The organism is Citrobacter sp. C6_1 (assembly GCF_014596835.2).
Taxonomy (GTDB): Bacteria; Pseudomonadota; Gammaproteobacteria; order Enterobacterales; family Enterobacteriaceae; genus Citrobacter; species Citrobacter pasteurii.
Map to the genome: position 1 here is coordinate 2555879 of NZ_CP115031.1, position 20396 is coordinate 2576274.

At 51.0% G+C, this 20396-nt stretch carries 19 protein-coding genes and 1 other RNA gene; 9 read left to right on the forward strand and 11 right to left on the reverse strand.

Annotated elements, in window-relative coordinates:
• Positions 1 to 344: 344 nt before the first annotated feature.
• The 3 genes from IB196_RS12470 (at position 345) to lpp (ending at position 2504) form a co-directional block, all read left to right on the forward strand.
• Positions 345 to 539, forward strand: a complete 195-nt coding sequence (locus IB196_RS12470) for a hypothetical protein (RefSeq protein ID WP_245163452.1) — start codon at positions 345 to 347, stop codon at positions 537 to 539.
• 7 nt (positions 540 to 546) lie between these two features.
• Complete coding sequence (pykF, locus tag IB196_RS12475) at positions 547 to 1959, forward strand: pyruvate kinase PykF (protein ID WP_003029366.1); 1413 nt, start codon at positions 547 to 549, stop codon at positions 1957 to 1959.
• A gap of 308 nt (positions 1960 to 2267) precedes the next feature.
• A complete protein-coding gene (gene lpp / locus IB196_RS12480) occupies positions 2268 to 2504 on the forward strand; it encodes a murein lipoprotein Lpp (RefSeq protein WP_003029373.1) in 237 nt (78 codons plus the stop codon).
• Between the two features lie 67 nt (positions 2505 to 2571).
• Here lpp and IB196_RS12485 read toward each other — a convergent pair whose 3' ends face one another.
• From IB196_RS12485 to IB196_RS12520, 8 genes are all read right to left on the reverse strand, one after another.
• Positions 2572 to 3576 carry a L,D-transpeptidase family protein gene (locus IB196_RS12485; RefSeq protein WP_005120231.1) on the reverse strand — a complete coding sequence of 335 codons (1005 nt, stop codon included), beginning with the start codon at positions 3574 to 3576 and terminating at the stop codon, positions 2572 to 2574.
• 123 nt (positions 3577 to 3699) lie between these two features.
• Positions 3700 to 4116, reverse strand: a complete 417-nt coding sequence (sufE, locus tag IB196_RS12490) for a cysteine desulfuration protein SufE (protein WP_005120233.1) — start codon at positions 4114 to 4116, stop codon at positions 3700 to 3702.
• Positions 4117 to 4128: 12 nt separating this feature from the next.
• Positions 4129 to 5349, reverse strand: a complete 1221-nt coding sequence (sufS, locus tag IB196_RS12495; protein ID WP_188232114.1) for a cysteine desulfurase SufS — start codon at positions 5347 to 5349, stop codon at positions 4129 to 4131.
• Positions 5346 to 6617: a Fe-S cluster assembly protein SufD gene (sufD, locus tag IB196_RS12500; protein WP_155020990.1), complete on the reverse strand. Its 1272-nt coding sequence runs from the start codon at positions 6615 to 6617 to the stop codon at positions 5346 to 5348. The genes sufS and sufD overlap by 4 nt, the downstream gene beginning before the upstream one ends.
• Complete coding sequence (gene sufC / locus IB196_RS12505; protein ID WP_005120239.1) at positions 6592 to 7338, reverse strand: Fe-S cluster assembly ATPase SufC; 747 nt, start codon at positions 7336 to 7338, stop codon at positions 6592 to 6594. Before sufC ends, sufD begins: the two co-directional genes overlap by 26 nt.
• 16 nt (positions 7339 to 7354) lie before the next feature.
• On the reverse strand, positions 7355 to 8842 hold the full coding sequence (sufB, locus tag IB196_RS12510) for a Fe-S cluster assembly protein SufB (RefSeq protein ID WP_005120241.1): 1488 nt from the start codon (positions 8840 to 8842) through the stop codon (positions 7355 to 7357).
• An 8-nt stretch (positions 8843 to 8850) separates the two neighbouring features.
• Complete coding sequence (gene sufA, locus IB196_RS12515; protein WP_005120243.1) at positions 8851 to 9219, reverse strand: Fe-S cluster assembly scaffold SufA; 369 nt, start codon at positions 9217 to 9219, stop codon at positions 8851 to 8853.
• A 495-nt stretch (positions 9220 to 9714) separates the two neighbouring features.
• Entirely contained in the window at positions 9715 to 10590 is an 876-nt protein-coding gene (locus IB196_RS12520) for a LysR family transcriptional regulator (RefSeq protein WP_188232113.1), read from the reverse strand.
• Positions 10591 to 10712: 122 nt separating this feature from the next.
• Here IB196_RS12520 and IB196_RS12525 point away from each other — a divergent pair, with 122 nt between their 5' ends.
• Positions 10713 to 11564, forward strand: coding sequence for a Vmh family MBL fold metallo-hydrolase (locus tag IB196_RS12525; RefSeq protein ID WP_155020988.1), 852 nt, complete (start codon positions 10713 to 10715; stop codon positions 11562 to 11564).
• Between the two features lie 68 nt (positions 11565 to 11632).
• Here the strand turns inward: IB196_RS12525 and IB196_RS12530 are convergent, their stop codons facing one another.
• From IB196_RS12530 to IB196_RS12540, 3 genes are all read right to left on the reverse strand, one after another.
• Positions 11633 to 11821 (reverse strand): YdiH family protein, encoded by a 189-nt coding sequence (locus tag IB196_RS12530; protein WP_005120249.1) that lies wholly within the window; start codon positions 11819 to 11821, stop codon positions 11633 to 11635.
• Between the two features lie 77 nt (positions 11822 to 11898).
• Positions 11899 to 12309 (reverse strand): 1,4-dihydroxy-2-naphthoyl-CoA hydrolase, encoded by a 411-nt coding sequence (gene menI / locus IB196_RS12535; protein ID WP_005120251.1) that lies wholly within the window; start codon positions 12307 to 12309, stop codon positions 11899 to 11901.
• Positions 12306 to 15362 (reverse strand): FAD-binding and (Fe-S)-binding domain-containing protein, encoded by a 3057-nt coding sequence (locus IB196_RS12540; protein WP_005120252.1) that lies wholly within the window; start codon positions 15360 to 15362, stop codon positions 12306 to 12308. Before IB196_RS12540 ends, menI begins: the two co-directional genes overlap by 4 nt.
• A 213-nt stretch (positions 15363 to 15575) precedes the next feature.
• On the opposite strand from IB196_RS12540, the gene ydiK reads away from it, so the two are divergent.
• From ydiK to IB196_RS12565, 5 genes are all read left to right on the forward strand, one after another.
• Positions 15576 to 16685, forward strand: a complete 1110-nt coding sequence (gene ydiK, locus IB196_RS12545) for an AI-2E family transporter YdiK (protein ID WP_040233726.1) — start codon at positions 15576 to 15578, stop codon at positions 16683 to 16685.
• Between the two features lie 188 nt (positions 16686 to 16873).
• Positions 16874 to 16981, forward strand: an RNA gene (rprA, locus tag IB196_RS12550) — antisense sRNA RprA.
• Positions 16982 to 17176: 195 nt separating this feature from the next.
• Complete coding sequence (locus tag IB196_RS12555) at positions 17177 to 17533, forward strand: YdiL family protein (RefSeq protein ID WP_005120255.1); 357 nt, start codon at positions 17177 to 17179, stop codon at positions 17531 to 17533.
• Between the two features lie 146 nt (positions 17534 to 17679).
• Complete coding sequence (locus IB196_RS12560) at positions 17680 to 18900, forward strand: MFS transporter (RefSeq protein ID WP_005120257.1); 1221 nt, start codon at positions 17680 to 17682, stop codon at positions 18898 to 18900.
• A gap of 242 nt (positions 18901 to 19142) precedes the next feature.
• On the forward strand, positions 19143 to 20378 hold the full coding sequence (locus IB196_RS12565; RefSeq protein ID WP_005120258.1) for an MFS transporter: 1236 nt from the start codon (positions 19143 to 19145) through the stop codon (positions 20376 to 20378).
• Positions 20379 to 20396: the final 18 nt, after the last annotated feature.

A 20396-nucleotide genomic window follows, 5' to 3' on the forward strand; every position in this document is an offset into this window, starting at 1 on the left:
ATCCTGCTAGTGCTTTTGGCTGTTTAGCAGTATGGATGTCCAAATGAGTGTAATCAGCGAGATTGGTTTTTAAAATGAATTAAAACGAATTTGATATAACTTTTAGGAATATGAAGACATTCGAGCCAGGATGACCGAATAACCTTCAACTGAGAGGACAAATGCAGGCTGTTGCGCAACAAACCTCGGCGGTGGACGACCTCTTTATCCATACCTATGAACAAATTAGTGAATATTTCTTGTGAAACTGCACAGAACTCTTTTGAAACGCTGTTTCCATTTTCCTTTTTGATAATTTTCAGCGTATAATGCGCGCCAATTGTCTCTTGAATGGTTTCAGCACATTGACCTGTAAAACTCAACGACTACAAAATTCACCATCCCGTTGGGCTGAAACGCAAGCACACATTCCTCTGCACGCTCTTTCGATGTCACCTATCCTTAGAGCGAGGCATCACAACTTTCGTAACTCAGGTTTAGCTTTCCATCCGTGCGCGATGGAAGCCAGATTTCCATATCCTTCTCAACTTAAAGACTAAGACTGTCATGAAAAAGACGAAAATTGTTTGCACCATCGGTCCGAAAACCGAATCCGAAGAGATGTTAACCAAAATGCTGGACGCGGGCATGAACGTCATGCGTCTGAACTTCTCCCACGGTGATTACGCAGAACACGGTCAGCGCATCAAGAATTTGCGCAACGTCATGAGCAAAACCGGTAAAAAAGCCGCTATTCTGCTCGACACCAAAGGTCCGGAAATCCGTACCATTAAGCTGGAAGGCGGCAACGACGTTTCTCTGAAAGCGGGTCAGACTTTCACTTTCACTACCGACAAATCTGTTGTGGGCAACAACGAAATCGTTGCTGTTACCTATGAAGGCTTCACTAAAGACCTGTCTGTCGGCAACACCGTACTGGTTGATGATGGCCTGATTGGTATGGAAGTTACCGCTATCGAAGGTAACAAAGTTATCTGTAAAGTGCTGAACAACGGCGATCTGGGCGAAAACAAAGGCGTTAACCTGCCAGGCGTTTCCATTGCCCTGCCAGCACTGGCTGAAAAAGACAAGCAGGACCTGATCTTCGGTTGTGAGCAAGGTGTTGACTTCGTTGCGGCATCCTTTATCCGTAAACGTTCTGACGTCGTTGAAATCCGTGAGCACCTGAAAGCTCACGGCGGCGAAAACATCCAGATCATCTCCAAGATTGAAAACCAGGAAGGCCTGAACAACTTCGACGAAATCCTCGAAGCATCCGACGGCATCATGGTCGCTCGTGGCGACATGGGCGTTGAGATCCCGGTTGAAGAAGTTATCTTCGCGCAGAAGATGATCATCGAGAAATGTATCCGTGCACGTAAGGTCGTTATCACTGCGACCCAGATGCTGGATTCCATGATCAAAAACCCACGTCCGACCCGCGCTGAAGCCGGCGACGTTGCGAACGCCATCCTCGACGGCACCGATGCCGTTATGCTGTCTGGTGAGTCCGCGAAAGGCAAATACCCGCTGGAAGCTGTGACCATCATGGCCACCATCTGCGAACGTACCGACCGTGTGATGACCAGCCGTCTGGACTTCAACAACGACAGCCGCAAACTGCGCATCACCGAAGCCGTTTGCCGTGGCGCGGTTGAAACTGCAGAAAAACTGGATGCGCCGCTGATCGTCGTCGCAACTCAGGGCGGTAAATCTGCACGTGCTGTGCGTAAATACTTCCCGGATGCCACCATCCTGGCGCTGACCACCAATGAAACTACCGCGCGTCAGCTGGTGCTGAGCAAAGGCGTTGTTGCACAAGTTGTTAAAGAAATCAGCTCTACCGATGATTTCTACCGTCTGGGCAAAGAAGTTGCTCTGGAAAGCGGTCTGGCTCAGAAAGGCGACGTTGTAGTGATGGTTTCCGGCGCACTGGTTCCGAGCGGCACGACCAATACGGCATCTGTTCACGTGCTGTAATAATTCCATCGCGAATTAATTTGCTTAAAAAGCGCCCTTGCGGCGCTTTTTTTATTTTATCGATAGCCACAATTAATAAAAAATCAAATCGGATTTCACTATCCAATCCGAGATTATCTAAGATGAATCCGATGGAAGCTTTCTGTTTTCTCTCGGGTTTTTAGCTGTTTTTGCCCAATTCGATGCTTCTTTGAGCGAACGATCAAAAATAAGTGCATTCCCATCAAAAAAATATTCTCAACATAAAAAACTTTGTGTAATACTTGTAACGCTACATGGAGATTAACTCAATCTAGAGGGTATTAATAATGAATCGTACTAAACTGGTACTGGGCGCGGTAATCCTGGGTTCTACTCTGCTGGCAGGTTGCTCCAGCAATGCTAAAATCGATCAGCTGTCTTCTGACGTTCAGACTCTGAACGCTAAAGTTGACCAGCTGAGCAACGACGTGAACGCAATGCGTTCCGACGTTCAGGCTGCTAAAGATGACGCAGCTCGCGCTAACCAGCGTCTGGACAACGCAGCTACTAAATACCGTAAGTAATAGTATCTGTGTAATAGAAATGGCGCACATTGTGCGCCATTTTTTTTGCCCGTTATTTCCTTCCCTGTTACTGCGTTGTGCGCATCTGCACATCCTCCCCTGGCGCACCATTCTGCGCTGACTTCACATCTGGTCCGTTGGCAACAACAGGTGTCTGCCCGGCACTAACGGTCACGGGATAACCCGCACGGCGATACAGTGCTCTCTCAACCAGACTGTTATCGACGGCCTTATTCCCTTTGAACTGATTAAAACCTACCGGTAAAACATAGGGCATGGTCTGAACGTTTTGCTCCTCTTCCGGTGACAATGGCCTGTGCACCTCAACATAGCGCATACCATTTGGCTCGACGGCGTACTTTATCGGCTCGTTGATCACTCTGACAGGCGTACCTGGTCGCACCTGCTCGAACAACGCTTTGATATCCGGCGCGTTCATACGGATACAACCAGAGCTTACGCGCAGACCAACACTGTCGGGTGCGCTGGTGCCATGGATCAGGTATTCACCGTTTCCATGCGCCAGACGCAGTGCAAAGCGCCCTAACGGATTATTTGGCCCGGCTGGCACTACCGGCGGTAATGTGATGCCGCGCTCCAGCGAGCGTTTACGGATGCCCGGTGTAGGCGTCCAGGTCGGGTTGGGTATTTTCTGCCCAACCCGGGTTTCCATCACCGGCGTTTCCAGCCCCTGCAAACCGATACCAATCGGGAATACCTGAACACTATTTTCTCCCGGCGGGAAGTAATACAGACGCAGTTCCGCCAGATTCACAATAATGCCTTCGCGTGGCGCATCCGGTAGCAATAATTGCGAGGGAATAGTAATCAGCGTTCCGGGTTTAGGGACGGGGGCAATAGTGTTATTGGCTTCAAGGATCAGCATGGCAGCGGTGTCAAAACGCCGGGCTATCGCCTGGAGATTCTTATCACCTTCCTGCACGGTGTAGGTTTGATTGTGCCCCACAAGACGGCTATTCGCCGGAGGCAACGGATAATCGACCGCCCATGCGGCCTGAATAGCGCTGTAAGCGCCGATTAGCATTAACGTAATAACAGACGCGCGTTTCATACTCACTCACCCCCCTGGCGTTTTTGCCGGACGGCGGCGAGCGCCCGATCCGGCCTACGAGTCACTGCGTTGTTCTACACGAACGCTTTCAGGTCGGTCTGAAAGTTGACGTGTTTTATCAGTTTAGCTAAGAGTTGCGGCTTTGGCGCGAATAGCCCGAATCATCGCCTCCAGCCCCTGTGAACGTGAAGGGGTGAGATGCTGTGCGAGCGCCATTTTTTCGAACCACTGACGCACATCAAAATTCACAATATCCTGAGCCGTCATCCGGTCATACAAAATGAAGACGATGGCGATAAGTCCTTTCACAATTGCCGCATCACTGTCGCCCTGTAATTCAATAATACCTTCAGCATTCTGCCGCATAACAATCCATACCTGACTTTGACATCCCTGAATGCTATTTTCCGGGCAGCGATCGTCGGCATTTAATTCCGGCAGGCGCTGACCCAGTTCAATGATGTACAGGTATTTCTCTTCCCAATTAGCGCAACGCAGAAAATTACGCAATAGTTTTTCTTTATCCGGTAGCGCAGCCATAATGCCTCCCTGTTATCCCAGCAAGTGATGAATACGCTTGAGTCCCGTCACCAGGCGATCCACTTCTTCATGGGAGTTATACATGGCAATAGAAGCCCGGCACATCGCGGGAACGTGATAATAAGCCATCAACGGCATAGCGCAGTGATGCCCCGTACGCACAGCAATTCCATAGTTATCAAGAAAGCTACCGACGTCATACGCGTGATGTTTGCCGAGGTTAAAGGCGATCACGCCTAAACGGTTTTCCGGGCCGTAGATTGTTAAATCCGGCACATCCGCCAACTGTTCCAATGCATAACGCATCATGAACTGCTCATATTCACTGATTTCTGCCAGCCCGAGCGCTGAAACATATTCAATAGCCGCACCGAGCCCAATAATGCCCCCGGTGTTTGGCGTTCCGGCTTCAAAACGCCAGGGGGCTTTAGCCCACGTCGTTCCCTGGCTCAGACTGACGGTTGCTATCATCGAGCCACCGCCTTCCCACGGTGGCATTTCCTGCAGCAGCGACTCTCTGGCATACAACACGCCAATACCGGTGGGTCCATAGAGCTTGTGCCCGGAGAAGACATAAAAGTCGCAATCCAGTGCCTGCACATCCACCTGATGATGCATAACCGCCTGTGCGCCATCTACCAGCACTTTTGCGCCGTGCTGATGCGCCAGCGCGATCATCTCCGGCAGCGGGTTTTCCGTGCCCAGCACGTTAGATACGTGGGTAATCGCCAGCAGTTGCGTGCGATCATCAAACAGCGTCGGCAGCGTTTCCAGTTGCAACGTCCCGTCGGCATTGAGCGGAATAACGCGCAGTTCAGCCCCGACGCGGGCACACAGCATCTGCCAGGGAACAATGTTGGCATGGTGCTCCATTTCGCTGATGATGATGTTATCACCCGCCCGCACATTGCTGCTGCCCCAGCTGTTTGCCACCAGGTTGATCCCTTCCGTCGTACCGCGGACAAACACCAGCTCTTCAGCGGAGCGGGCGTTAATAAACAGCGAGGCGAGCTTGCGCACATTCTCCATTTTTTCCGTGGCCTGAGCGCTCAGCGTATGGATCCCACGGTGGACCGCCGCATAGCCGTGACGGTAAAACTCGGCTTCAGCATCAATCACCTGATTGGGTTTTTGCGCGCTCGCCGCGCTGTCCAGATACGCCAACGGTAAACCATTCACTTCACGCGTCAGAACCGGAAAATCGGCCCGCACTTTTTCAATGGGAAATGTCATGCTACGCCTCCCGGCAGACGTTGGGCTATCCGCGCCAGTACCTGTTGTTTCAGCGTTTCATCGCTCAGGGCTTCCGTCAGCTCAGCGGCAAACGCGTAGAGAATCATCTGTTGGGCATCCTGCTGACCAATCCCACGCGAACGCAGATAGAACATCTGTTCATCGTCGATCCGCCCTACCGTCGCCCCGTGGCTGCATTTCACGTCATCAGCGTAGATTTCCAGTTGCGGCCTGGTATCCACTTCTGCCAGTTTACCGAGCAGTAGATTATTGTTCGTCATCTGACCATCAGTTTTAATGGCATGCTGCGCCACGTTAATCAGGCCATTAAACACCGCCCGGCCTTTATCGCTGACAATCGTTTTATGTAACTGGCGGCTGTTGCAATACCCCTTATTGTGTTCAAGCCAGGTTCGGGTATCGCAAACTTCATTTTTCACCGGCATCGCCAGGCTGTTAAGGCGCAGCGTGCTGTTCTCCCCATTAAGCTGGGTACTGGTGTTATGGCGTAATACCGCACCACCGAGTAAGAAGCTGTAGCTCACCGCCGTCGCATCTGCCCCTACCTGGATATCGTTATGCGCGAAATGGTGGCTAACCGGATTCTCAAACGCCAGTTTGATATGGTGCAAATGGGCATTTACCGCCACGTTCATGGTTAAACGTGCGCCGGTGAAATGACGAAGCTCGCTAAGGCTGACATAGTGTTCAATAACGGTGGCTTCTGCGCCTTCCGCCAGCTCCAGATGGTGGCGATAGTGCGCGGTATTCACCTCATCACCCGCCAGCCCCTGGGTAATGTGCAGCAGCAGCAGCGGTTTCGCGGGGCGCTGATTACGCTTCACCTGAATGTGCGTGACGCTACGCGACAGGCTTTCGCTCAGGTGCAGAAAGACTTCCGGTTGGATGGCGGCCGGTAGCGTCTGACGCGCATCATCAACGGTAATGTCAAAGCCGCTGCCGTCCATGCGGTCGCTCAGCGTCGGGCAGAACTGCCCGTCGATAAATACCAGTCGTATGGCATCAATTGCCGGCGCCAATGCTTCACACTGGGCTGACGTTATCTCAGCGACATGACTGACAAACTGGCTGTTGGTTAAACCCTCCAGCGGCGTGTATTTCCAGTCCTCATGTTTACGCGTCGGCAACCCCAGCCGCAACATCTGTTGCAGGTGTTGTTGCGCATGCTGTGAGCGACGCTCACCCTGCGCTTCAAACAGATGATGCCACTGTTGGAGCACGTTACTGCTGTTCACTAAGCCAGCCATACCCTTGCTCCTCCAGCTGTTTAACCAGCGTAAAATCACCGGACTTCACAATGCGCCCCTGGTAGAGAACGTGGACGTAATCGGGTTTGATATAGTCGAGGATTCGCTGGTAGTGGGTGACAATAACAAACGAACGCTTTCCGTCACGCAATGCGTTCACGCCATCTGCCACGATTTTCAGCGCGTCAATATCCAGCCCGGAGTCCGACTCATCCAGAATGCACAACTGAGGCTCCAGCACCGCCATTTGCAAAATGTCATTACGCTTTTTCTCACCGCCGGAGAAACCGACGTTGACCGAACGCGTGAGTAAATCTGCCGGCATCTTCAGCAACGCAATTTTTTCTTCCATCAGATCCTGGAAGTCAAACCTGTCCAGCGATTCTTCGCCACGGTAGCTGCGCACGGCATTCAGTGCCGTTTGCAGGAAAAACTGGTTACTGACGCCGGGGATCTCCACCGGATACTGAAATGCCATGAAGATGCCTTCACCGGCACGGTCTTCCGGTGACAGTTCCAGCAAGTTCTTACCGTTAAATTCAACCGTCCCGCCAGTGACTGCATAATCTTCTCGTCCGGCGAGTGTCGCAGACAACGTGCTTTTCCCGGAACCGTTCGGCCCCATAATGGCGTGTACTTCCCCGGGGCGAATCTCAAGACTCAGCCCACGCAGGATCGCCTTCTCTTCCACACTGACCTGTAAATCTTTAATGCTTAACATGTGCTTTCCTTAAATTTTAGCCGACGCTGTGTTCAAGACTTATGGCGAGAAGTTTTTGCGCTTCCACGGCAAATTCCAGCGGCAGCTCAGAGAACACGTCTTTACAGAAGCCATTGACGATCATTGAAATAGCATCTTCTTCGCTGATGCCACGTTGCAGGCAGTAGAACAGTTGGTCTTCACCAATGCGCGAGGTCGTCGCTTCATGTTCAAGCTGAGCGCTGTTGTTACGGCACTCAACATACGGGAAGGTATGTGCCCCACAGTCCGCACCAATCAGCATTGAGTCACATTGGGTATAGTTGCGGGCGTTAGTGGCGGTAGGCATAATTTTCACTAAGCCGCGATAGCTATTCTGGCTATGTCCGGCGGAAATCCCTTTCGAGATAATGGTCGATTTGGTGTTTTTGCCGATGTGGATCATCTTGGTGCCGGTATCGGCCTGCTGGTGCCCGCTGGTCAGCGCAACGGAGTAGAATTCGCCGATCGAATTATCACCGCGCAGAATACAGCTCGGGTATTTCCAGGTAATGGCTGAACCGGTCTCTGACTGCGTCCATGACATTTTGCTGTTTTCGCCTTCGCACAGCGCACGTTTAGTCACAAAATTCAGGATGCCGCCGGTATTGCCATCGCCGGGGAACCAGTTTTGTACCGTTGAATACTTCACCTCAGCATCTTTATGGATGATCACCTCAACCACCGCCGCATGCAGCTGGTAACTGTCACGTACCGGCGCCGAACAACCTTCGATATAGCTGACGTAACTCCCCTCATCCGCCACCAGAATCGTGCGTTCAAACTGTCCGGTTTTTTCTGCATTGATACGGAAATAGGTCGACAGTTCCATTGGGCAACGCACACCCTTCGGCACATAAATAAACGTGCCGTCCGATGCCACCGCCGCATTCAGCGCGGCAAAGAAATTGTCATTCCCCGGGACGACGGTACCGAGGTATTTTTTTACCAGTTCTGGATGATCGTGGATGGCCTCGCCGAACGAGCAGAAAATAATACCCTGTTCCGCCAGCTTATCGCGGTAGGTCGTCGCGACTGACACCGAATCGAAAATGGCATCCACCGCCACTTCTTTGCCTTCACGGACCGGCACGCCAAGCTGCTCGAACGCGTCTTCAACCTCTTTGCTTAAAAACGCATTCGCGCCCGTTTGTTGCACTGCTCCCGGCTCAGAGGCACAGGTTTCATCACAGTTGCCGCAAGAAGGTGCAGAGTAATAGCTGTAATCCTGGTAGTTCAGTTTGTCATAGTGCGCTTTTAGCCAGTGTGGTTCTTCCATCGTCAGCCACGCGTTAAATGCATTCAGACGGAACGCCAGCATCCAGTCGGGTTCATTTCGTTTTGCCGAAATTGCCCGTACAACCTCTTCGTTGATCCCTTTCGCCAGTTCATCGGTTTTGAGTTGGGTAAAGAACCCCTCTTTGTAATTGAGGTGCCCGCCAGCCCAGGTGTTGACATCGTCAGTTGCTTCAGTGTTACGAGACATAGTACCGCCTATACCCCAAAGCTTTCGCCACAGCCGCATTCGTTCTGGGCTTTCGGGTTATGAAATTTAAATAACTGATTTAATCCTTCACGCACGAAATCGACTTCAGTTCCATCGATAAACGGCATCGCCTGTAACGGGACATAAAGTCTGGCGCCCTCTGTTTCAAAGAGCAGATCGTCTTTCTCAGGTTGCTTGACGGTGTCCAGCACATAGCCAAATCCCGCGCACCCGGTTTGTTTCACGCCTAGCCTCACGCCCAACATATCGGGTTGCCTTGCCACCAGTTCACGGATATGCGCCGCTGCCGCAGGCGTTAACGTCAGCCCGCGCCACGCAAAATCGTTGGGATTGAATGTTCCTGAATGCAATTCCATAGGGTTACCTCGAGTCATTAGCTTTCAAGCTATAACACCATGTTAGTGATAATGATTATCACTTCAACCCCTCAACAGCAGGGGCATTCGGGTTAACCGCCATTTTTGACGACTTTTATTAAGCATAGACCCTGCGGCGAGGGTTAACAGGGATGGATTTTTTTATTCAATACATTGATTAATAATAGATTATGAATGTGTAATCGTTCCGGCAGGTGAAATGCTAAAAGATGTATAGATAATGTCTATTTAAGGGATAGGTGGGGATGACTACGGGGAGCAATGCGGTTCAAAACGCATGTGGGCCATAAAAAACCCTTAAGTCTGCTTGCTATGCTGGCAGACTTAAGGGTTCCGACCCCATCCGGCGCTTATCTCCGGCACTCACAATGGCTTAGCTCTTGAAGGGGCGATAAGAAGAATCTCATACACTGAAAAAATTTTTTTAACACAAATTGCGCTTTGACTATTTTATAAACACGCTCAATCACATCGTTAGCACTGTGTCTTATTCAGTGTATCCAGCAACAGTCGCAACCCCGCAGGCTGGTGATCGCGGGAAAGATATAAACCATAAATCGGCAGGCGTTTAGGCTGTAGTTGGGGTAGAAGTCGTATTAATCTCCCCTGCGCCAGCCCTTCTCTCGCCTCCTGCTCAGGAACCAACGCAATCCCCATCCCCGCCAGGGCGGATTCACATAGCAGTGACGAGATACCGGCGCTTAAATTACCTTTAATGGCCACAGTGACGGCTTGCCCTTGCGCATCCAGAAAATGCCATGACTTTCCGGCGAACCCGCTGTAATAAAGGCAATTATGCTGCGCAAGATCGTCGACGTTTTTTGGGATGCCATGCTGGTTAAGATAATCCACGGAGGCACATAACACCGATTCACAATCCCCTAAGCGCCGGGCAATCGTTCCGGGTTCGGGATTTTCCGTGATGCGGATCGCCACATCGATACGCTCCCCAACCAGGCTTACCGGTTGATTGTTGATCTCAACTTCAATGCGGAGTTCAGGATAGCGAGCAAGAAATGCGGGCAGCACCGGTGCCAGAATATGCAGGGCAGTAAAATGTGCACACGCCACCCGTAGCGTGCCACTGGGCGTTTGCGCGGCGCTGGCAGCACCGATATCCAGCGAAAGTTGCGCCAGAGAACGCGTCTTTGCTAATGCCTCTTCACCCGCTGGCGTGATCGTTAAGCGACGCGACGATCGGTGGATAAGCCTTGCGCCCGCCCATTTCTCCATTTCGTCCAGGTAACGACTGACCATGGGTCGGGAAAGCCCCAACGCACGTGCAGCGGCGCTCAGACTGCCCAAATCACAGATATGGTTAAATACCGTTGCCGCCATCACTCTGTCCATTGCATCCCATCCGATCGTTTTATGAAACTCAGCATGTCCTGATATGGGAATTCTAACAGATCCGAATTTCCTTAAAATACGGGAACGATCAAAAGACAATATCCTGCACAAGGTTCCCCGTTATGAAAATCAATACACTGGCTATGCTGTTACCCCTGTTTGCCTCTTCGGCATTTGCCGCTCCACTACAGCTGGATGTCTATAATCCGCAGGAGAAGGGTATTTTCCCGGTCTCTTCGACGCTGGTGTCTGGCCCCAAAGAGGCGATTTTGTTTGACGCCCAGTTCAGCACCAAAGATGGCGAAAAGCTGGTGCAGATGATTCGCTCCAGCGGTAAGACGCTGAAAGCCATTGTGATCACGTCTGGCGATCCGGATTTCTATTTTGGCCTTGAGCCACTCGTCAAAGCCTTCCCCGGCGTCAACGTGCTGGCTACGCCGCACGTGGTGGATCATATTCGTGCCACCAAAGAAGCCAAATTACAGTTCTGGGGCCCACAGATGAAAGATGGCGCGCCAACATCGCTCACCGTACCGCAGGCCACCACGCAAACACAATTTACGGTTGATGGCGAAACGCTGGAATTACGCCATCCTAATGACTATGCGGCGTATGTCTGGATCCCGGCGAATCGGGCCATTATTGGCGGCACAGGCGTGGCTTCCGGTATACACGTCTGGACGGCAGATACTCAGTCTGCAGAACAGCGTAGTGCATGGCGTAACGTACTGAGCGAAATGCAGAGCTTACAGCCCACCCAGGTGGTCCCGGGTCATTATATTGGTGAACGCCCGGCGGGTGATAAAGCGATTCGCTTCACTCAGGATTATTTGCAGTCGTTTGAGCAGGCATTAGAGGCGAAGAAAGGTTCGGATTATGTGATTAAAACCATGACCGCGGCATGGCCGGGCCTTGCAGACGAAAGCTCTCTGGAACTGAGTGCGAAAGTGAATACCGGTGAGATGAAGTGGTAAACAAGATTTAAGGCAAAAAATAACCCCGAACATGTGTCGGGGTTTTTATTACGACAGGCATACCGGAATCAATGAACGCCCAGGCGCCAGGCAAAATAGATCTCTTCTTTCAGTTCAGTCGAAGAGAGCGTTAATAAATCGGCAAACTCCAGCTCTAATTGTTTCAATCTTTTCAGGTACTGAGCCGGTGAAAGATCGGTTTTATCACGACGTAAAAATTCTATTGCCAGTTGGGCCGGGTCTAATTGGGTAGACATATCATCCTCGCTTGTGTTCAGAACCTGCACAGTATAACACCATTACCTGCGCAGATAATGACCAAACTCAACATGCATCACAAAATAGCGGTCGTCAGTCGCGAGGTGCAGCATAACCGACCCTGCTCATCGAAGATCTCGATTTGCCACACCTGATGACGTGAACCGGTATGCACAGGGCTGCACACCCCTCTGACGAGCCCTTCACGTGCAGAACGAACGTGGTTGGCGTTAATCTCAAGGCCCACCACTTTTTGAGTGCCCATCGTACACAGGTATCCAGCCACCGAGCCAATGCTCTCAGCCAGCACGACAGACGCCCCGCCGTGCAGCAAACCAAAGGGTTGTTTGGTGCGATGGTCCACAGGCATTGTGGCTTCCAGAGTATTGTCGCCGATATGCACAAAACGAATATCGAGCAGCCCTACCATATTTCCTTCACCCATGGCGTTGAGCGCCTCGAGTGTGACTTCACGTTTCCAGATCATCCTATAATCTCCAGTAATGCCTGTAATGGGTGGCGAACGCCCGTGCCTTCTACGCGTTTAACCTGGCTGCGACATGAATACCCGGCAGCCAGACAACGGTTACGTGGCAATCGTTGCATTGCCTGGTGCCATGATAACTCATAGATCCCTAAAGAGTTCTGGTGATTCTTCACTTCGTGGCCATAGGTACCCGCCATCCCACAGCACCCCACGCTGACATTTTCCAACTTTGCGCCAAAACGGGCAAAAATCGCGGCCCACTGTGCAGGCGCTCCCGGCAGAGCGGTCACTTCGGTACAGTGCCCGAAGAAGTACCACGGTTCACCACCGATAGCGACCGGCGGTTGTGACGCCAGTACAGCCGATAACCACTCATTGACCAGTAAGACATGGAAATCACCGCGCTGCTCGCCGAGCGCCAGCGTGTATTCATCGCGATAACATAGCACCAGCGCCGGATCGACACCGACCATCGGGATATTCAGCTTTGCCACCCGGTTGAGGAATTCAGCGGTCTTTTTCGCCGTTTTCGCAAACCGGTTTAAAAAGCCCTTTATATGCTGCGCTTTGCCGTTAGGCGAGAATGGCAACAGCACCGGCTGCAAACCCAATTTTTCTACCAGTCGGATGAAATCAGCCACTACCTGTGCATCGTAATAGCTGGTGAACGGGTCCTGCACCACCAGCACCGTACGTGCTTTTTGCTCCTTGCTGAGAGCTTCAAGCTGTTCCAGCGTCATATTGGCCGAACGATGCCCGACCAGCTGTCGTTGTAATGATGGCGCAGACAACAGCGGCAAATCCACCATGCCGATGTGTTTTTTAGCCAGATTACGTACCAGTGGTTGATTGATGAAAAAGTTGAACGTTTTAGGTGCGCGCGCCATCAGCGGTGCATAACTCTCAACGGTGGCGACCATGTGATCGCGGAGCGGGCGCAGATAGCGCGTGTGATACAGCTGCAGAAAGCGCGAGCGGAATTCCGGAACGTCAATTTTTATCGGGCACTGCGTAGAACAGGCTTTACATGCCAAACACCCGGACATCGCCTCTTTCACTTCATGCGAGAAATCATATTCGCCCTTACGTGCATGCCAGCTGTTCCGGGTTCGGGCGATTAGCGTACGTAAACTGGCACGTTTTTCTGGCAACTCTTTTTCCAGTTTCACGGGGTCGATCCCACGATCGGCCAACAGACGCAACCATTCCCGTACCAGCGTTGCCCGCCCTTTTGGCGAGTGAATGCGATTGAGGCTAATTTTCATCGAAGGACACATCGGGCTTTTGGCATCGAAGTTAAAGCATAACCCGTTGCCGTTACACTCCATTGCCCCACGCCACTCCTGGCGAACGGCCAGCGGGATTTGACGATCGTAAGTCCCACGTTTAACCGCATCCACTTTCATCATTGGCGCATCGATGGCTTCCGGAGGGCAAATCTTCCCCGGATTGAGCCGGTTTTGCGGATCAAACACCGACTTCACTTTGCGCAGTTCGCGATACAGTTCCTTGCCAAAGAACGCCGGGCTGTACTCAGCACGGAAACCTTTCCCGTGTTCGCCCCATAGCAGACCACCGTATTTGGCCGTCAGCGCCACCACATCATCAGAGATGCGCTTCATCAGCACTTCTTGTTGCGGATCGCACATATCCAGCGCGGGTCTGACGTGCAGCACCCCGGCATCCACGTGACCAAACATGCCATAGCTCAGGCCATGACTATCGAGTAGCGCACGGAACTCGGCAATATAGTCGGCCAGGTGTTCCGGCGGTACGCAGGTATCTTCGGCAAACGGAATCGGCTTCGCAGAGCCTTTGGCATTACCCAGCAGACCAACGGCCTTTTTCCGCATGGCGTAGATGCGCTCGACACCAGCTAGTTCGGTACACAGCTGCCAGCCAATTACGCCGGCTTCCTGCCGGGCAATTAGCCCGTCCAGACGTTCACACAGCGCACTGACCTGAGAATCAATTAATGCTTCATCGTCACCAGCAAACTCGACGATATTCAGCCCGAGCATCTCTTTATCCGGGACATCGGTAATCAATTCGCTGACGGAGTGCCAGACAATATCTTCACGCGCCAGATTAAGCACTTTTGAATCGACGGTTTCGACCGACAGCGCGCGCGCTTCCACCATCACTGGCGCATTACGCAATGCAGAGTCAAACGAATCGTATTTGACGTTGACCAGTCGCCGAACTTTAGGCAGCGGCGTGATATCAAGGCGGGCTTCGGTGATAAATGCCAGCGTACCTTCGGAACCCGTAAGGATGCGGGTTAAATCAAACTCGGTCATCTCATCATTGAAGACGTGCCGCAGGTCGTAGCCGGTTAAAAAGCGATTGAGCTTTGGAAACTTGTCAATGATCAACTGTCGGTTCTCACGACACCGTTCATAAACCGTCTTATAGATGCGCCCAATCGCCGTATTGTTTTTACCGAGCATTTCGGCAAATTCAACCGGCATCGGCTGGGTATCGAGAATATCCCCGCCCATCAATACCGCGCGAATACCCAGCACGTGATCGGAGGTTTTACCGTAGACCAGCGAACCTTGCCCGGAAGCGTCGGTGTTGATCATTCCCCCCAACGTCGCCCGATTACTGGTGGACAATTCAGGCGCAAAGAAATAGCCGTAGGGTTTCAGATATTGGTTAAGCTGATCTTTTATCACCCCCGCCTCTACCCGCACCCAACCTTCCTGCACATTGATTTCAATGATGCGGCTCATGTAACGGGACATATCAACAATAATGCCCTGATTAAGCGCCTGCCCATTGGTGCCTGTGCCGCCGCCGCGAGGGGTAAAAATCAACGACGAAAAGAGCGGTTCTGACGCCAGCCGGGCGATAAGCGCCACATCAGCCGTCGAACGAGGGAAAACCACGGCATCAGGCAGAAGCTGATAGATACTGTTATCCGTCGACATTGTCAGACGATCGGCATAGCTCGTTGCCGTATCGCCCGTGAACCCTTGCTGCTCCAGCGCCTGCAAAAAATTGAGCACCAGTTGAACGACACCTGGCGCCTGAGAAATTTGTGGAATCATTATAGTGACCCTTTCCTGCGGTCTGTGTTGTGAATTTAATCGTTTGCGTGTTGCTTTGTTTGTTGTATCACATTTTTTTCTAATACGCTCAGCAGATTTACAGGCAGAATCCGCCTGTTCAAAACCGCTGAAATTGCTCATCATTATAGAGTGTGATTAACGTGTTCACGTCGCGTCAACGTTCTGACGCAAAGACAAAGGTGAAAAGTATTTATGGTAAATTTCCGTCAGCCCAGGGATATTGCACAAGTGCTGCTATCGGTGCTGTTTTTAGCCATCATGATTGTGGCCTGTCTCTGGATTGTGCAACCCTTTATTCTCGGTTTTGCCTGGGCAGGTACGGTGGTCATTGCGACCTGGCCCATCCTGATACGTATACAAAAATTGCTGTGGGGACGCCGTTCACTCGCCGTGCTGGTGATGACCCTGTTGTTAGTTCTGTTATTCATTATTCCTATCGCCCTGTTGGTCAACAGCATCGTTGATGGCAGTGGTCCTCTGATCCATGCAGTGACCGCCGGTGATATGACGCTGCCGGATCTGACGTGGTTAAACAGTATTCCTCTGGTGGGTGCCAAACTCTATGGCGCATGGCACAGCCTGTTGGATATGGGCGGTTCGGCTATCATGGCTAAGGTTCGTCCCTATATCGGTACCACAACCACCTGGTTTGTTGGTCAGGCCGCGCATATTGGCCGCTTTATGATGCACTGTGGCTTGATGTTGCTATTCAGCGCCCTGCTGTACTGGCGCGGTGAGCAGGTGGCGCTAGGCATTCGCCACTTCGCCTGCCGTCTTGCATCGAAACGCGGTGACGCTGCAATCCTGTTGGCAGCACAGGCCATTCGTGCGGTTGCATTAGGCGTGGTCGTCACCGCGCTGGTGCAGGCCGTCCTCGGGGGTATTGGTCTGGCGGTAACGGGGGTACCTTACGCTACGCTACTGGCGGTGTTGATGATCCTCTCCTGTCTGGTGCAACTGGGGCCTTTACCGGTGCTGATTCCGGCCATTATCTGGCTTTACTGGACAGGTGATTCTACCTGGGGCACGGTGCTGTTGGTGTGGAGTGGCGTGGTCGGAACACTGGATAACGTTATTCGTCCCATGCTGATTCGTATGGGGGCTGATTTGCCGCTGATCCTTATTCTTTCCGGGGTTATCGGTGGGTTGATTGCATTCGGTATGATTGGTCTGTTTATCGGCCCAGTGGTACTGGCTGTTTCATGGCGCCTGTTCTCCGCATGGGTCAATGAAGCCCCTGCACCGGGCACTGACCCGGAACAAATCCTCGAAGAAATCGCTGAAATCGAAAGTAATAAGTAATACAGCATCAGGCGGCAACATTGCCGCCTGATTGTTTAATATTGCTGATAAACACATCACAGCTCCCCGAACGAAACCCAATCCCAGCGCTGTGGGAGTACTCATTTATGTCGCAAATTCTTTACAGTTTTTAAACTATTGGGATGAATCTGATCGACGTGAAAAACCAGCATGCCTACTATTACCCCAAGGCTTTAGATCAACACTTTGATTTATAAGCATGGAAATCCCCTGAGTGAAACAACGAATTGCTGTGTGTAGTCTTTGCCCATCTCCCACGATGGGCTTTTTTTTGTCCTGCATTTCCACGTCCCCTAACGACCTACATCACATCAGCTAGCCAATTGTTTTATTTCACTCTCACGCCAAATGCACCAACTTCACAGATTAATAACAAATAATATTGCACAAGATACTGTGACTCTCTTCAAGCCGAAATATCCACAACAATGCTATTACTATTCCACCGTCTTTTATGAAGTGATGAAATAATGAACGCATTAGAATTGCAGGCTATCCGCCATATTTTTGCTATGACGGTGGAAGAAAGCGCCGCGTATATCGCGCGTGATGGCGACATTGTTGCCTGGCAACAATGGGAAAGTGGGGAAAAAGAAATCCCGGAAAACATCGCGCGCATTTGTGCAGAAATGAAAGCAAAGAGAAAGTTAAGAATTAACGCGATCATCGAAAAAATAAATAATCGTATTGGTAATAACACAATGCGTTTTTTCCCCGATCTGGTTTCTTTTCAGGCAGTTTATCACCACGACCATTTTCTCGACTGGAAAATCTACCAATCTGCTGCAGTGGAGCTCTATGCACACAACCTCGAGCGTTTGTGTTAGGCGGTCATCACGCCACCACTACGTTGCAACACGGGCCCCCGACATTATGCCCTCGCTCATGCGCAGTCTGCATACTATTTAGGCTAACACGCCCTACGCGACACAAAAAACAATATCCATTTAGCCTCTTCGCTGAGTAACACATTATGAAAAATACCTATTTCTCCACTGCGATAGGGCTGTACCTTAATTACCTGGTACACGGTATGGGGGTCATTCTGATGTCCCTCAATATGTCCTCACTTGAACAGCAGTGGCAAACCAATGCAGCGGGGGTGTCGATTGTCATCTCCTCCCTTGGTATCGGTCGGTTAAGCGTCTTATTAGTTGCAGGCATGCTCTCCGATCGCTATGGCCGCAGACCGTTTATCATTTTTGGCATGATCTGCTACCTCATCTTCTTTTTTGGCATCATCAATACTCACAGCATTGTGATTGCCTACGCCTTTGGTTTTTTAGCGGGAATGGCAAACAGTTTTCTTGATGCCGGAACCTACCCCAGCCTGATGGAAGCTTTCCCCCGCTCGCCCAGCACCGCCAATATCCTGATTAAAGCCTTTGTGTCCAGCGGCCAATTTCTGTTGCCGATGGTTATCAGCCTGCTGGTGTGGGCTGAACTCTGGTTTGGCTGGTCCTTCTTGCTGGCGGCGGGAATTATGGCGGTCAACGGCATATTTTTGTTCCGCTGCCGTTTCCCTGCACATCCGGGGCCGAAGCATTCCATCACGCCATCATCCGCTTTACAGGAACCTATTCATCCGGGGCATCGTTGTTCCCTTCTCGATCTGGGGAGTTACACCCTGTATGGCTATATCTCGATGGCCACATTTTATCTGGTTAGCCAGTGGCTGGCACAGTATGGTCAGTTTGTCGCTGATATGCCGTATACGTTATCTATCAAGCTATTAAGTATTTACACCTGCGGTTCGCTGCTGTGCGTATTCATTACTGCTCCTCTGGCGAGAAAAGCAGGTCGTGCAACGTCTCTGTTGATGCTGTACACCTTTATCTCCTTTGTCGCGCTGCTGGCGGTTTGCCTGCATCCAACGACCTGGGTCGTGATTACATTCGCCTTTGTCATCGGGTTCTCATCAGCCGGAGGCGTCGTGCAAATCGGTCTAACGCTAATGGCCGCTCGCTTTCCGCAGGCGAAAGGTAAAGCTACCGGTATTTACTACAGCGCGGGCAGTATCGCGACCTTCACGATCCCACTGATAACCGCCAGGCTCTCCGAAACCAGTATTGCGCACATCATGTGGTTTGATGCGGGTATCGCTGCGCTCGGTTTCCTGTTGGCACTGTTTATTGGTTATCGCAGCCGGCTTGCAGCAAAGCGTCAGTTAAACATGGCACCACTCGCACAATAACGCGGATGCAATATTGTTCCCCTCTTCTGCAAAATAATTTGACGGATTATTAAAATAACGGCAAAACGTCGGTCTGACGAATTAGGTTTCACAGTTTGATATGCAATATACCTGGTAATTTAAACGCCATGCTATGTAGGTACAATAACTACTGCCCGGTATATTAATCACAAGGTCGCCGAAATTTAAACTACACCGACGAGCACAGAATAATTTTAAAATCCGCAAGGAGTTGTGAAAAAATGTCTCAGAAAAAGACCTTTAACACGCCATTTCTTCTGGCGATAACCTGTATTTATTTAAGTTATTTTTTACACGGTATTAGCGTCATCACACTGGCGCAAAACATGACATCCCTGGCTGAAAAATTTTCAACCGATAATGCAGGGATTGCCTATCTAATTTCCGGTATTGGTCTTGGTCGACTGGTCAGTATTCTATTCTTTGGCGTTCTCTCAGATAAGTTCGGTCGTCGGGCTATCATTTTGTTAGGCGTTATTCTATATATGCTGTTCTTCTTCGGTATTCCCGCCAGCCCCAATCTGATGATTGCCTTTATTCTGGCGGTATGCGTCGGCGTAGCAAATTCAGCGCTGGATACCGGCGGTTATCCGGCGTTAATGGAATGTTTCCCTAAAGCATCCGGCTCGGCGGTTATTTTGGTTAAAGCCATGGTGTCGTTTGGCCAGATGATTTACCCCATCATCGTCAGTACCATGCTGCTCAACCATGTCTGGTACGGCTATGCGGTCATCATCCCGGGTGTACTGTTCGTGATCATCACCCTGATGCTGTTAAAAAGTCGCTTTCCCAGCCAGATGGTGGACGCGGGTCTCGCCAAAGATCTGCCACAAATGAACAGTAAACCCCTGGTCTGGTTGGAAGGTGTCGCTTCCGTGCTGTTTGGGGTTGCCGCATTCTCAACCTTTTATGTCATCGTGGTCTGGATGCCGAAATATGCTATGGCATTTGCTGGTATGGCAGAAACTGACGCACTAAAAACCATCTCTTACTACAGCATGGGATCGCTGGTCTGCGTATTCATCTTCGCAGCCCTCCTGAAGAAAATGGTTCGCCCCATTTGGGCTAACGTTTTTAATGCTGGTCTGGCAAGCATTACCGCTGCGGTCATTTATTTGTATCCCTCTCCACTGGTTTGTAACGCAGGATCGTTTCTGATTGGCTTCTCTGCTGCTGGCGGTATTTTACAGCTCGGTGTCTCAGTGATGTCGGAGTTTTTCCCGAAGAGCAAAGCCAAAGTCACCAGTGTTTATATGATGATGGGTGGTGTAGCCAACTTTATTATCCCACTGATCACCGGATACCTTTCTAACATCGGCCTGCAATACATCATTTTGCTGGACCTTGCATTTGCTCTGCTGGCATTCACCACCGCCATCATCGTCTTTATTCGCTATTACCGCGTATTTAATATCCCCCAAAATGATGTGCGGTTGGGCGAACGTTATTTTCAATAAATTGTTTAGAAGGAGTAT

Coding starts and splice junctions, on each gene's coding strand:
- pykF (WP_003029366.1), top strand. CDS start 547: ATGAAAAAGACGAAAATTGTTTGCACCATCGGTCCGAAAACCGAATCC.
- lpp (WP_003029373.1), top strand. CDS start 2,268: ATGAATCGTACTAAACTGGTACTGGGCGCGGTAATCCTGGGTTCTACT.
- IB196_RS12485 (WP_005120231.1), bottom strand. CDS start 3,576: ATGAAACGCGCGTCTGTTATTACGTTAATGCTAATCGGCGCTTACAGC.
- sufE (WP_005120233.1), bottom strand. CDS start 4,116: ATGGCTGCGCTACCGGATAAAGAAAAACTATTGCGTAATTTTCTGCGT.
- sufS (WP_188232114.1), bottom strand. CDS start 5,349: ATGACATTTCCCATTGAAAAAGTGCGGGCCGATTTTCCGGTTCTGACG.
- sufD (WP_155020990.1), bottom strand. CDS start 6,617: ATGGCTGGCTTAGTGAACAGCAGTAACGTGCTCCAACAGTGGCATCAT.
- sufC (WP_005120239.1), bottom strand. CDS start 7,338: ATGTTAAGCATTAAAGATTTACAGGTCAGTGTGGAAGAGAAGGCGATC.
- sufB (WP_005120241.1), bottom strand. CDS start 8,842: ATGTCTCGTAACACTGAAGCAACTGACGATGTCAACACCTGGGCTGGC.
- sufA (WP_005120243.1), bottom strand. CDS start 9,219: ATGGAATTGCATTCAGGAACATTCAATCCCAACGATTTTGCGTGGCGC.
- IB196_RS12520 (WP_188232113.1), bottom strand. CDS start 10,590: ATGGACAGAGTGATGGCGGCAACGGTATTTAACCATATCTGTGATTTG.
- IB196_RS12525 (WP_155020988.1), top strand. CDS start 10,713: ATGAAAATCAATACACTGGCTATGCTGTTACCCCTGTTTGCCTCTTCG.
- IB196_RS12530 (WP_005120249.1), bottom strand. CDS start 11,821: ATGTCTACCCAATTAGACCCGGCCCAACTGGCAATAGAATTTTTACGT.
- menI (WP_005120251.1), bottom strand. CDS start 12,309: ATGATCTGGAAACGTGAAGTCACACTCGAGGCGCTCAACGCCATGGGT.
- IB196_RS12540 (WP_005120252.1), bottom strand. CDS start 15,362: ATGATTCCACAAATTTCTCAGGCGCCAGGTGTCGTTCAACTGGTGCTC.
- ydiK (WP_040233726.1), top strand. CDS start 15,576: ATGGTAAATTTCCGTCAGCCCAGGGATATTGCACAAGTGCTGCTATCG.
- IB196_RS12555 (WP_005120255.1), top strand. CDS start 17,177: ATGAACGCATTAGAATTGCAGGCTATCCGCCATATTTTTGCTATGACG.
- IB196_RS12560 (WP_005120257.1), top strand. CDS start 17,680: ATGAAAAATACCTATTTCTCCACTGCGATAGGGCTGTACCTTAATTAC.
- IB196_RS12565 (WP_005120258.1), top strand. CDS start 19,143: ATGTCTCAGAAAAAGACCTTTAACACGCCATTTCTTCTGGCGATAACC.